The organism is Croceicoccus esteveae (genome assembly GCF_031846435.1).
GTDB classification, from domain to species: Bacteria; Pseudomonadota; Alphaproteobacteria; order Sphingomonadales; family Sphingomonadaceae; genus Croceicoccus; species Croceicoccus esteveae.
Map to the genome: position 1 here is coordinate 1 of NZ_JAVRHS010000020.1, position 11,992 is coordinate 11,992.

Here is an 11,992-nt window from a genome sequence, read left to right on the forward strand (position 1 = left end):
ACATGCTAAAGAGAGTGACGGCTTCGGTCGACGCTTCGCTGCTTAGGAAGGGCGGCGAACATGTCGAGAAGCTTGACACCTGGCCAATACGCTGGCGAATTTATCGAGCACCCGACGAAGAACCCTTACGGCCGGTAAGCAGATCGACAACCTCTGCCTCTGGCGCATTGTCGTTGCTATCTAGTCCATTGTCATTGGCCTTTCGGCGTTGCCAGTAGCCTCGCATGGTCTGTGAAGGGCCAGCACGACCTATTGCGGCGACCATGAGGTCCAGCTTCGTTTCGATCCGCGCCATGCGCTGGACGGTGTCGCGGTTGTCCGCCTCCTGCCGGCTTATCTCGATCTCGATAGACGTGATGCGGCGCGTGTCGTCAGTCACGTCGCGCGACAGCACGCCTGCCGGTCACAGCAGCCCGCTGACCGCCACCGCGCAGGCGACCCACGCCGGGATCGATCCACCCAGCCACCCCGGCGCCGTGCCGATCGCCCCCTCCTCGCACAGCTTCGTCAGTGCCATGTCCACCGATTGACGCAGGATCGCTGCATTCTGCATTGCATTGCCATCCATCATGGCCTCCTCCCGTTTTTCCTGTTCGATGCTCCAGCCTTCCGGTGCAGGCACGAAAATGCCGCCGAACCCCTGGCTGGAGCGCGGCGGCATCGTATCGTTTACAAAAGCTCGCAGGCGGCGTGCGTTCAGTCGGCCCGCCAGATCTTGATGCCGCGCACCACCATGTCGCCGCTGCCCTGATCATAGAGGTCGGGATCCTGCGCCTTCACCGCCACATTGGTCAGCGGATACCAGCCCTTCGTGCTTTCGAACGGGTTGGCGTAACGCATCGTCTCCACCCCATCGACAAAGATGGCGATGTCTTCCGCCGTGATGGTGCAGGCAAATTTGTGAAACTCGGTGTCGAGCGTATCAGGCAGTCCGTAATAGCCCATCTGGATGCGCCCGGCAGGCCGTGTCCACTTGCGGTCATTACCCTCAGGACCGCCGTGCAGGTTGGATGACAGCGTGCGGTTGGGCCGACTTTCCGGGTTGTAGTGAAACCCTTCGTAAACATCGATCTCGAACGGCCATTGCGGATAGCCTGAACCGCTGACACTGCACAGCCACAGCGCCGGCCATGAACCGCGCCGGTTCGGCATCTTGGCCTCCCACTCGATGCTGCCATGCTTGAACGTCAGTTCCGGCGTCACCCTGGGCCACGAACCGCCGTCCTTCGTCAGCCCGGTCAGCATCGAAGCGGCGTAGGGATACAGCACCGCCGGGACGCCAACCTTCACCGGCTCATCAAGCCGATAGGATTTCAGCAGCAGATCATCGCCATCGAACGCAAAAGCGTCGGGATGGTAATAGCCTGTCTCCGCGTTGCCGGTCTGCGTGCGGCCATGCGCAAGCTGGTCAAGGAACAGCCCGCTTTCCTTCATCTGCCGCCCGGTCGCGTTGTAGACAAGCTCACCAACGGGGGCAAAACTGCCGTGATCGGGCTTGATTTCTTCGGGCTGCACCGCGCCTGCAACACACAGGCCCTTGGCACTGCCAGCGCCGCGCACCGCACCGTCAGGCACGTTGCTCTGGCCCAGCGATACGTAATCGCCTTCCTTCATTTTCGTGACGGAGAAAGAAACCGTGGCGCGCATCTGGCCCGGTTTGAAGAAGATCGGCTTGGTGATGTCCGGCCATGCGCGCCCGCCCTTGCCATTGGCGCAGCGGATGAACCCGATAACACTGTTGACGCTTGGCCGGTCCAGTTCCAGCGCCACCACCAGTTTCGTTTCACCGGGCGCAATGAACTGGTCAGTCAGGGACAGTTTGGCGGCAGGCGGGTAGGTCGTGCCCTTGTTGTAGGGGTCAACCGGTTCCGGTTCCGGCACAGGGTCCGGCTCGGGCTTTGGCGGCTGCACCTGCGCCTCGGCGAGCGCTTCCAGTGCATCGGCAAGTGCTGCCCGCACGCGCGCAATGTCTGCTTCCAGCGCATTTTTCGTGATCAAGAGATTGTCGCGCTCGGCAAGCAGCGCATCTTCGCGCACGCTGTCAGCGTCGGCGGCTGCGCGCAGGTCGGCCAGCGTCCTCGACGCAGCAGCCAATTCCGCCTGCGCGCGTGCAAGTTCCGCCTCTAGCGCATCCTTGATGTTGATGAGGTTATCACGCTCGGCGAGCAGCACATCATCGCGCAGATTGTCGGCGGCTATGGCTGCTCGCACGTCGGCGAGTTCAATCTTGAGCCGCGCGACGGCTTTGCGCGCTGCATCGATCGGTGTAGGCTGCGCCAGGATCTCATCCACCTCGGCAAAAGCGAACTCCGCCTCGAGCGTCTGACTAATCAGTTCGGTCATGCTGTTTCCTTTACCGCTTCATCGCCTTGACGCAGGTGTTGCTCACCAAACTAGCGTCAAGAAAATGCATCCAGTTCGTCTGGATAGCGAATCAGTATTGACATTCTTTCATGTAGGACAGCTCTTTTGAGCAAGAGTGAGATCGACCTTTGAAAGATCGAGCAAAAAGCCCATCGGCTCACTTACGAAGATGATGGTTGTATTTCGGGTAGGCTGTTTGCAACTGGAACCTGTTGGCATAGCGCGGTAGCCATCTGGAGGCGGCGGCAAGGCAGAAGAAGCTCAGGAATGACGCAGCATTGGCTCGAGCGGCTCATGCAGGCGCAGGGCTGCGGGCGCGCTCTCGTCGTCGTGGCCTTCCCAAGGATCAGGGCGAACGCTCTGTCATCGCCGGCAACCTGCTGGATCGCCAGTTCACCGCCGACAGACCCAACCAGAAGTGGTGGCTGAGTTCGCCAGCATCTGGACCGCGGCGGGATTGCTCTGCGTTGCCGCATTATCGACCTCTTCTCGCGTAGAATGGCTGCTTGGTCGATGAGCGGTACCATGGCCGCCCGGCTCGTTACCGACGCGCTGATCCTGGCGATCCGGCGGCGGAGCAAGCTCCTTGTCCTGTTGCACCACCCGGATCAGGGCGGCCAGTAAACCAGTGAGCAGTTCCAGCAACTGATGGCCCATAATGGCGTCACCTGCTTGATGAGCCGGTCCGGCAATGTTCAGAATAACGCCTCCCTGGAAAGCTTCTCCTCGCTCAAGGTCGAGCGGATCGGGAAGAAGACCTGCCGCACGAGATTGCAGGCGAAGGCAGACGTGTTCGACTACAGCGAATGCTTCTACAACCTGAGCAAGCGTCATGCGACCCCTAGGCTATCTAGGCCCTGTCGAATGCGGACGAGAAGCTGGGTTTGCCTGATTGAGCGTGTCCCGATGTCCACCAAACTCGCAGCAGGCCTACGAACCGTGCAATAAAGGTAAAGGGCGGGTCAAGCCTGAGCCTCTCTGCACAGCAGAGCAGCCAGATTAAGAACGCATGCCTCATCTCGCTTAGCGTCTGGCATGGCTTGGCTTGAGCAGGCAGCGCAGGCCCAATAATCAGGCAAGTTTCATACCTTGCCAGCACGGGAAGCCCAGACAGCCTTTGCAACACGCTCTTATTGAAAATGGTAGCGGAGGAGGGACTTGAACCCCCGACACGCGGATTATGATTCCGCTGCTCTAACCAGCTGAGCTACTCCGCCCCCTTGTGGGCAGGCGCGTCTTACGGCGCAGCTTGCATCCGGTCAACTGTTTGAGCGTTCTTACCTGCGAAAACGCCATTGGCCGGCAAGCCTCCAAGGTCCGCCAAGGTAATAATGAGCTTCCAGACCTGCAAACACGAATGGCCTGGCAATGAAATCATGCTCCAGTTCCTGCTTCAGGGCCCTGGCAGCTTCTGGAGTGACTTTGTTCTGAACGGTGACATGAAGGCGAGGCCTGTGCATGTCCTGCGCCGTCAGCATGCCGGCAAACCGGTCCGCAATCAAAGCACGAAGATCCAGGAGTTGCGGAGACACGATGCCAAAAGCTGTTCCGCGCCCCAGCGAAATGACAGACGCCAGTTCCGCTGCCAAAGGCCCGCTGCCGGCCGCAAGATCAGCAAGCAAATGGCGCAGTTCGTCCTCGCCGGATGGAGGGATGGCGTGGAACAATGTAACATGTGCATCAATGTGGTTGCGGTCCGGCGGGAAATACATTTGCCGCAACCGGTTCAACCAAGCGAAGATCTCCGGCGGCAGTGTTGCAGTCACGATCAGCGGCGCAGATTCGCTGCCCGCTAATGGGTATTTGCCTGAGACGCGCCCCTGATCTTCGACCTCAGAGCTGGTTGAGCGCATCGAGCACCTTTTGAGGTGCGGTTTCGCCGTAAGGGTCGTCGTCCGCGCCCTCATCGTTGATGCCGGGCTCCTCGAACCAGGCGACGACCTCATTGTCCCTCACTATCATCGCATAACGCCATGACCGTTGGCCGAAGCCAAGATGGTCCTTGTCGATGAGCATGCCCATCCGCCGTGTGAAGCTGCCCGAGCCATCCGGCAGCATCTTCACCTTCTTCAAGCCAAGCTGCTTTGCCCATTGGAACATGACAAAAGCGTCATTGACTGCGATGCAGTAAACCTCGTCAGCTCCGGCGGATATGAATGCATCATACATGCTCTCAAAGCTTGGGCATTGTTCGTTGCTGCAGGTCGGCGTGAACGCTCCCGGCAGGGAGAAGGCGACAATGGTTTTACCGACCCATTCGTCGCGGACCCGATAATCCTGCCAACGGAAAGGATTATCGCCGCCGATCTTTTCGTCGCGAACTCGGGTCTTTAAAGTAACGTCAGGGATTTGCTTGCGCATGAACGATCTGCTCCGCTGGCTTTCTGGTCTCAAGGATCAACGGCGCCCGACCAGCAGGGTTCCGACAACCCAGCTCCGCCAGTCAGGTTTGTTGCAGTCCGACAGCTTAGACACCACAGCGCAGGACACAGGCGATCACATTTCTCCACGCTGCCGCCGCAGCCGGCGCCATTGACGGACGTTTGCATTATGCTCCGCCAGCGTTTCAGCAAAAACATGTCCGCCGGTGCCGTCTGCCACCATGTACCTTGCTTCAGTCGGCGCAGGGTTCAGCACGGCAAGGATCGATGCACGACCCGGGTTCGTAATCGGTCCCTTGGGCAACCCTGCCATCGAGTACGTGTTGAAATCGTTCACCGCGTCAATTTCGGAACGTAGAATGCGTCGGCCAAGCGGCTTTCCCTTCGTCAGCGGGTAGATGATGGTGGGGTCAGCCTGGAGCCGCATGCCCGCCTTCAGCCGGTTGCTGTAAAGCCCCGCCACCATTCGGCGCTCCGAAGGAATGCCTGTCTCCTTCTCCACAACGGAGGCAAGCGTGACCGCCTCCGCAAGATTGGCAACTGCGCTGCTCGCGGCGCGTTGCGGCCATGCCGAGCCGAGAAACTCCGTCATGGCGGATTGCATCCTGGCCATGACCGCCGCGCGTGGCTCGCCCCGTTCGAAATCATAGCTGTCCGGCAGGATCGTTCCTTCAGCCGGCACAGCAACAGGACCCGTCAGCAGTGGCTCGGCCATGAGCCGCTCATGCACCAGGATGGAGGGCAGTCCTTCAGGAATGGTGACGAACCGCCTGATGACGTCCCCGGACTGGAGTATGCCAAAAATGTCCGCAGGGCTGGCACCGGCGGGAATCAGGAACTCTCCCGCCTTGACGGGTGCCGAACTGCCAAACAGTTTGGCGCGCAGGACAAAACCGTCGCGTGAACCTATGATCCCGTCCTGCTCCAGCGCACCGGCCACGGCCGATAACGACGATCCGGACCGCACGACGAAGGCGCGGTCCTGCTCTGATGGCGATTTTGCATACCAACCCCACGCGAAAATCGCCGCTGTGACAACAAGCAGCAGCCCTATGGCCGCTGCGCCACCTGCCAGCCAACGCCGCAGACGGCGTCGTTCCTCCATGTCAGACTGCCTTCATCACCAGTGATGCATTCGTTCCGCCAAAGCCGAAGCTGTTGTTCAGCACCGCCGTTACCTTGCGCTGCTTGGCATGATGCGGCACCAGATCCACTCCGCGGCAGCCTTCGCTCGGATTGTCGAGGTTGAGCGTTGGCGGCACCACCTGGTCACGCAGTGCAAGGATGCAGAAAATTGCTTCGACCGCGCCGGCCCCGCCAAGCAGATGGCCGATAGCGGATTTGGTCGAACTCATTGACAGAGTGTCGATCGCGCTGCCGAACAGGCGACGAACCGCGCCCAGCTCCAACTCGTCACCCAAAGGCGTTGAAGTGCCATGGGCGTTTACATAATCTATCTCGTGCGGGGCAACGCCAGCTTTGCGCAGCGCCATTTCCATCGAACGGAAAGCACCCGAACCTTCGGGATGAGGCGCGGTCACGTGGTAGGCATCGCCAGACAATCCATAACCCACCACCTCGGCATAGATCTTTGCACCGCGTGCCTTGGCTTTTTCGTATTCCTCCAGGACGACAACGCCTGCGCCCTCGCCCATGACAAAGCCGTCGCGGGCCACGTCATAGGGCCGGCTCGCACGTTCCGGTTCATCGTTGAAACTGGTGGAAAGTGCCCGTGCCTGCGCAAAACCGGCAATGCCGATAGGACATATCGTCGCCTCGGCACCGCCTGCCAGCATGACATCGGCGTCACCATCGCGGATCATCCGCGCAGCATCGCCGATGGAATGCGCCCCCGTTGAGCATGCCGTCACCACCGCATGATTGGGGCCCATCAATCCGTAACGGATCGATACCTGACCCGAAATCAGGTTTATGAGCCGGCCGTGCACAAAATGAGGGGAAACCCGTCCGGGCCCTTTGGCGGCAAGAACCAGCGATTCCTTTTCAATGCCGGGCAAACCGCCGATCCCCGATCCGATCGAGCAGCCAGCACGGAACCGCTCCTCTTCCGGCATGTCGACAAGTCCCGCATCCTCGATTGCCTGGCCGGCGGCGTCGATACCGAAGACGATAAACGGATCTACCTGCCGCTGGATCTTGTGGTCGACACGCCGATTGGCGTCGAAACCATAAGGATGTTCTGCCCCCTTCACCTCGCAGGCGATGCGGCATTTCTGATCATGAGCATCGAAATGCGTGATTGGCCCTGCACCGGATTTACCGGCCAGAATGTTCTGCCAAACAGTTTCCACATCGGCCCCAAGAGGCGTTACAAGGCCCAGCCCGGTCACGACGACACGACGCATCTGCACTCTCCGCTTTCAATCCACGCCTGTTACGGCGCAGCCAATCCGCAAACCATCCTCAACGTGGAACAGGCCCGGCCATACGGGCCAGGCCTGTCGATCACGCGCCCGATCATCACATCGGCGAGAGGCAGAACAACACATCATCCGACCGGCGACAGAAAAATCGCGATCGGTCGCGATGCGTCGATCAGCCCTTGTTTTCCTTGATGTAAGTCACTGCGTCGCCGACTGTCGCGATGTTTTCGGCCGCATCATCGGGGATCTCGACGCCGAACTCCTCCTCGAAGGCCATCACCAGCTCGACGATATCGAGACTGTCCGCGCCCAGATCGTCAATGAAGCTGGCATCCATCGTAACCTTGTCAGCTTCGACGCCCAGGTGCTCCACGACAATCTTCTTTACGCGTTGCTCGGTATCGCTCATGAACTTCCCTCTTGCTTGATGCGGTTGAAATCAGATTTTTGCACTAGTCAACGCACGGCGGGCTGGCAAGTGCCCAAACCCGATGGCAGCAAACTCAATCGCCGATAATGTCAGTGCGGACCTGTTGCAGCGCGGCTGCCTTGGGCGGCTCTGCAACCTTGATATGCAACTCCTTCAACTGCTGCGGGCTGACTGCCGAAGGCGCACCCATCATCAGATCCTCGCCACGCTGGTTCAGCGGAAAGGCAATCACCTCCCGGATATTCGGCTCGTCGGCAAGCAGCATGACGATCCGATCGATGCCCGGCGCCGATCCACCGTGCGGCGGTGCGCCATATTTGAACGCGTTGATCATGCCCGAGAAATTCGCGTCGACTTCCTCGCGCGAATAGCCGGCGATCTCGAAGGCCTTGTACATGATGTCGGGACGGTGGTTGCGGATTGCGCCAGACGACAGCTCGTAACCATTGCATACGATGTCATATTGCCAGGCGAGCACCTCCAGCGGCTCTTTGCTTTCCAGCGCCTCCATCTCACCCTGGGGCATGGAAAAGGGATTGTGGCTGAAGTCGATCCGCTGGCGTTCCTCATCATACTCGAACATCGGGAAATCGACGATCCAGCAAAATTTGAAACAATCCTTCTCTACCAGGTCGAGTTCCTGTGCGACCCGCGTGCGCGCGGCACCTGCAAGCTTTGTCGCGTCCTTCTCCTTGCCCGCTGCAAAGAACAACCCGTCGTCCTTGCCCAGGCCCAGATCATCGTACAGACGGGCCATGCCTTCCTCGCCATGGTTCTTGGCGACCGGCCCGCCGAACACGCCGTCCTTGCGCGTGACATAGCCAAGGCCGGCAAATCCTTCTGCCCGCGCCCATTCGTTCATTTCATCAAAAAACTTGCGGCTCCGATGTGCAGTTTGGGGCGCAGGAATGGCGCGAACAACCCCGCCCGAGCCAGCAATATTGGCAAACAGCCCAAAACCGGAACCATCGAAATGTCGGGTGACGTCACGTATGATGAGCGGGTTGCGCAGATCGGGCTTGTCGCTGCCATATTTCAGCATCGCCTCGGCGTAAGGAATACGCGCAAACGCCCCCGCCGGCGTGACCGACCGGCCACCGGCAAATTCCTCGAACAGGCCAGCAAGCACCGGTTCCAGCATCTGGAACACATCCTCTTGCGTGACAAAGCTCATCTCGAAGTCAAGCTGGTAGAATTCAAGGCTGCGATCGGCACGCAAATCCTCATCCCGGAAACAGGGTGCAATCTGGAAATAACGGTCGAATCCAGCAACCATCAGCATCTGCTTGAACATCTGCGGCGCTTGCGGCAGCGCGTAGAACTTGCCTGCATGCAACCTGCTTGGCACCAGGAAATCACGCGCGCCTTCGGGGCTGCTGGCAGTAAGGATCGGCGTCTGGAACTCGGTGAAGCCCTGCTCCACCATGCGCTGCCTGATGGATGATATCACTTTGGAGCGCAGCAGAATATTGGCGTGAACCTGTTCCCGGCGAAGATCGAGAAAACGGTTCCTTAGCCTGATTTCCTCAGGATAGTCAGCATCGCCCGCCACCGGCATCGGGAGCTCATCGGCCCGGCTCTGCACCGTGATTGCGCGGGCGAATACCTCGATTTCGCCTGTGGGCAATGACGCGTTGACGGTCGAAGCCGCCCTTGCCTTCACCTCTCCATCGATGGTGACGACGCTTTCAACCCTCAGGCGGTCCAGCACTGTCAGCGCTGGGCTGTCCTCATCGGCGACAATCTGCGTGATGCCGTAATTATCGCGCAGATCGACGAACAACACGCCGCCATGGTCGCGCTTGCGGTGGATCCATCCGGACAGACGGACAGTCTCTCCTGTATCGGAGGCTGTAAGAGCGCCGCAGGTGTGGGTACGATAAGCATGCATGGCAGGATCGGTCTTCTTGCAGGAATGGGACAGGTGCCGCGCACTAGGCCAGAACAGCGGTACGTTCCAGTGCAAGAAATTGTAAGAGCGGGCAACGCCGCAGTTGAACGCGATGACGCATGCGCGTAACGCGCAGAACAGATGAAGATACATTCCTTGATAACCGACACGGCCGCACTGCGCGACCTGTGCGATCGGTTCTCGCAGGCCGATTTCGTGGCTGTCGATACCGAATTCATGCGGGAATCGACGTATTGGCCGCTGCTGTGTCTGGTGCAGATTTCCGACGGCAACGAAGCCGCTGCAATCGATCCGCTGGCAGATGACATTGACCTGTCGCCCCTGCTGGACCTGCTGACCACCAACCACGACGTGCTCAAGGTCTTCCATGCCGGCGGTCAGGATGTGGAGATCATCTACAATCTGACGCAGAAAACCCCGCAGCCGATCTTCGACACGCAAATCGCGAGCATGGCAATCAGCCAGGCGGAACAGATCGGCTATTCCAGCCTCGTCGAAAGCTGGCTGAATATTGATGTCGACAAGGGTGCCCGCTTTACCGACTGGTCGCGGCGGCCGCTGTCCGACCGGCAGCTTGAATATGCCATTGGCGATGTGACGCACCTGGCGCGGATCTTTCCCCGGATGCTTGACAGGCTGATGGAGACAGGACGCGGCGAATGGCTGAACCAGGAAATGGAGAAGCTTGCCGATCCGGCGCGCTATGCAATTGATCCGGACGCGCAATGGCACCGCATCCGCGCACAAGGACGCAAACCCGACGTGCTGGGCCGCTTGAAAGCGCTTGCTGCGTGGCGGGAACTGGAAGCGCAGGACAAGGACATTCCGCGCGGTCGGATCATGCGCGATGAGACGCTTGCCGACATTGCCGCCCATCCTCCGCGTCAGCAGGCCGAACTTGCCAAGGTGCGCGGATTGTCGAACGGGTGGAAAGACAACGACATCGGCGAGCGGCTGATGCAGGTGCTCGCCACCGCGGGCCCCCTGCCCGCCGCCGAGATGCCGGAACGCAAAAACGGTGCGCCGCTTGGCCGCGAAGGTGCGTTGGTTGCAGATCTGCTCAAGCTGCTCCTCAAGATTCGCAGTCGGGAGCTTGACGTTGCATCGCGTTTGCTCGCCCGTTCGGATGATCTGGAAAACCTTGCCGCAGGAGTGCGCCGGAATATGCCGCTACTTGAAGGGTGGCGTTACGAACAATTTGGCAAGGATGCGGTTGATCTGGTTGAAGGCAGGCTCGCATTTGCTGTCACTGATGGCAAAATGACGATGACCCGGCTCGGTGATCCTTCCCAGGCGGATGCCATCGCACCGTGAAGCAGACTTACCTGCCCACTCTCAAGCAATTGCAATATCTTGTTGCGCTGCATGAGCATGGGCATTTTGGGCGCGCGGCGGAAAACAGCTTTGTGTCGCAGTCAACGCTGTCGGCCGGCATTCGGGAGTTGGAAACGCTTCTGGGTGTGACGCTCGTCGAACGGACACGGCGGGTGGTGAGGTTTACATCGCTTGGCGACAGGGTGGTCGCAAAGGCACACCGGCTGCTGCGGGAGGCCGAAGAGCTTGCGGAACTTGTCGCATCAGCCGGTAAACCGCTGTCCGGCGAGCTGCGAATGAGCGTTATTCCCACCATCGCTCCCTTTTTGTTGCCTCGTATTCTGCCTAAACTCCGCCGTAATTGGCCGGAACTCAAACTGTTCTTGCGTGAGGAGCCGAGCGCCAGCGCGATCGAGTCACTGCACAACGGTCGGGCCGATTGCGTGCTGCTGGCCCTACCTTATCCTACAGGCGACGTGGAGCGGGACCATATCGCGGACGATCAATTGTACGTTGCTGTTCCAGCGGATGATCCGATCGGCGCCTCACAATCTGTGCTTCCCGCTGCGCTGGACGAAACCCGCTTGCTGTTGCTTGAGGACGGACATTGCCTGAGGGAGCATGCGCTTGCCGCGTGCAACCGGCCCGAATTGCGAACGGGCGCAATGATGGTGGGCACATCGCTGCATACGCTGGTGCAGATGGTGGACAATGGGCTGGGACTGACAATGCTGCCCAAGATGGCGCTCGATGCAGGGATCTTGCGCGACACCGAGATCAAAGCCCTGCCGCTTGATTCGCAGCACGCCAGTCGGGAGATCGTGCTGATATGGCGCCGTAACAGTCCCCGTGGCGACGAGTTCCGGCTGCTCTCCGCCGAATTACGCGAAGACCGGGATATGGCTGCAACTGACAAAGTTTAAGCTTCATTGCTGCGGAAAAGGGAAAAACCGATATGCGGCAAAGCTTGGCTTGAAGGCTGCGGCCGGCCAAGCTATAGGCCTCGCCTTCCGGAGACGTGGGTGAGTGGCTGAAACCAGTTCCCTGCTAAGGAACCGTACTCTATCAGGGTACCGAGGGTTCGAATCCCTCCGTCTCCGCCACATTTCTTCACATATCAACGGCTTAACACCTGGATCGCTCAACTTACCCCTTCCTTTCCCTCATAGGAATTGGGCGCGATTTGCCTCGTGCATGACGCTGGGCT

At 59.5% G+C, this 11,992-nt stretch carries 11 protein-coding genes, 2 tRNA genes and 1 pseudogene; 4 read left to right on the top strand and 10 right to left on the bottom strand.

The window, feature by feature from the left end; translation table 11 throughout:
* Positions 1 to 100: 100 nt before the first annotated feature.
* From RM533_RS13375 to RM533_RS13385, 3 genes are read right to left on the bottom strand one after another with little or no spacing between them, the layout of a single operon-like run.
* On the bottom strand, positions 101 to 379 hold the full coding sequence (locus RM533_RS13375) for a hypothetical protein (RefSeq protein ID WP_311341731.1): 279 nt from the start codon (positions 377 to 379) through the stop codon (positions 101 to 103).
* A gap of 24 nt (positions 380 to 403) precedes the next feature.
* Positions 404 to 661: a hypothetical protein gene (locus RM533_RS13380; RefSeq protein ID WP_311341732.1), complete on the bottom strand. Its 258-nt coding sequence runs from the start codon at positions 659 to 661 to the stop codon at positions 404 to 406.
* Between the two features lie 35 nt (positions 662 to 696).
* Entirely contained in the window at positions 697 to 2,343 is a 1,647-nt protein-coding gene (locus tag RM533_RS13385; protein ID WP_311341733.1) for a glycoside hydrolase family 16 protein, read from the bottom strand.
* Between the two features lie 297 nt (positions 2,344 to 2,640).
* Here RM533_RS13385 and RM533_RS13390 point away from each other — a divergent pair.
* Positions 2,641 to 3,256 (top strand): annotated as a pseudogene (locus tag RM533_RS13390) (IS3 family transposase); the annotation flags it as partial.
* A 248-nt stretch (positions 3,257 to 3,504) separates the two neighbouring features.
* Here RM533_RS13390 and RM533_RS13395 read toward each other — a convergent pair.
* The 7 genes from RM533_RS13395 to aspS all read right to left on the bottom strand — a co-directional run bounded on the left by RM533_RS13395 (position 3,505) and on the right by aspS (position 9,450).
* Positions 3,505 to 3,581: transfer RNA gene (locus tag RM533_RS13395), tRNA-Met, on the bottom strand.
* 60 nt (positions 3,582 to 3,641) lie between these two features.
* Positions 3,642 to 4,130, bottom strand: coding sequence for a 2'-5' RNA ligase family protein (locus RM533_RS13400; RefSeq protein WP_311341734.1), 489 nt, complete (start codon positions 4,128 to 4,130; stop codon positions 3,642 to 3,644).
* 67 nt (positions 4,131 to 4,197) lie between these two features.
* Positions 4,198 to 4,725: a redoxin family protein gene (locus RM533_RS13405; protein WP_311341735.1), complete on the bottom strand. Its 528-nt coding sequence runs from the start codon at positions 4,723 to 4,725 to the stop codon at positions 4,198 to 4,200.
* A 135-nt stretch (positions 4,726 to 4,860) separates the two neighbouring features.
* Entirely contained in the window at positions 4,861 to 5,850 is a 990-nt protein-coding gene (gene mltG / locus RM533_RS13410) for an endolytic transglycosylase MltG (protein WP_311341736.1), read from the bottom strand.
* Between the two features lies 1 nt (position 5,851).
* On the bottom strand, positions 5,852 to 7,111 hold the full coding sequence (gene fabF, locus RM533_RS13415) for a beta-ketoacyl-ACP synthase II (RefSeq protein WP_311341737.1): 1,260 nt from the start codon (positions 7,109 to 7,111) through the stop codon (positions 5,852 to 5,854).
* Between the two features lie 190 nt (positions 7,112 to 7,301).
* On the bottom strand, positions 7,302 to 7,538 hold the full coding sequence (locus tag RM533_RS13420; protein ID WP_311341738.1) for an acyl carrier protein: 237 nt from the start codon (positions 7,536 to 7,538) through the stop codon (positions 7,302 to 7,304).
* A 94-nt stretch (positions 7,539 to 7,632) separates the two neighbouring features.
* The gene (aspS, locus tag RM533_RS13425; RefSeq protein WP_311341741.1) at positions 7,633 to 9,450 is read right to left on the bottom strand and encodes an aspartate--tRNA ligase; all 1,818 of its coding nucleotides are present in this window, start codon (positions 9,448 to 9,450) and stop codon (positions 7,633 to 7,635) included.
* Positions 9,451 to 9,591: 141 nt separating this feature from the next.
* Here aspS and rnd point away from each other — a divergent pair, with 141 nt between their 5' ends.
* From rnd to RM533_RS13440, 3 genes are all read left to right on the top strand, one after another.
* Positions 9,592 to 10,785 (top strand): ribonuclease D, encoded by a 1,194-nt coding sequence (gene rnd / locus RM533_RS13430; protein WP_311341739.1) that lies wholly within the window; start codon positions 9,592 to 9,594, stop codon positions 10,783 to 10,785.
* On the top strand, positions 10,782 to 11,708 hold the full coding sequence (locus RM533_RS13435; protein ID WP_311341740.1) for a hydrogen peroxide-inducible genes activator: 927 nt from the start codon (positions 10,782 to 10,784) through the stop codon (positions 11,706 to 11,708). The genes rnd and RM533_RS13435 overlap by 4 nt, the downstream gene beginning before the upstream one ends.
* An 89-nt stretch (positions 11,709 to 11,797) precedes the next feature.
* Positions 11,798 to 11,888: transfer RNA gene (locus tag RM533_RS13440), tRNA-Ser, on the top strand.
* Positions 11,889 to 11,992 lie beyond the last annotated feature (104 nt).

Excerpts from the sequence above, each read along its gene's own strand:
- RM533_RS13380 (WP_311341732.1), bottom strand. The coding sequence starts at position 661 with ATGCCGCCGCGCTCCAGCCAGGGGTTCGGCGGCATTTTCGTGCCTGCA.
- RM533_RS13385 (WP_311341733.1), bottom strand. The coding sequence starts at position 2,343 with ATGACCGAACTGATTAGTCAGACGCTCGAGGCGGAGTTCGCTTTTGCC.
- RM533_RS13405 (WP_311341735.1), bottom strand. The coding sequence starts at position 4,725 with ATGCGCAAGCAAATCCCTGACGTTACTTTAAAGACCCGAGTTCGCGAC.
- mltG (WP_311341736.1), bottom strand. The coding sequence starts at position 5,850 with ATGGAGGAACGACGCCGTCTGCGGCGTTGGCTGGCAGGTGGCGCAGCG.
- fabF (WP_311341737.1), bottom strand. The coding sequence starts at position 7,111 with ATGCGTCGTGTCGTCGTGACCGGGCTGGGCCTTGTAACGCCTCTTGGG.
- RM533_RS13420 (WP_311341738.1), bottom strand. The coding sequence starts at position 7,538 with ATGAGCGATACCGAGCAACGCGTAAAGAAGATTGTCGTGGAGCACCTG.
- aspS (WP_311341741.1), bottom strand. The coding sequence starts at position 9,450 with ATGCATGCTTATCGTACCCACACCTGCGGCGCTCTTACAGCCTCCGAT.
- rnd (WP_311341739.1), top strand. The coding sequence starts at position 9,592 with ATGAAGATACATTCCTTGATAACCGACACGGCCGCACTGCGCGACCTG.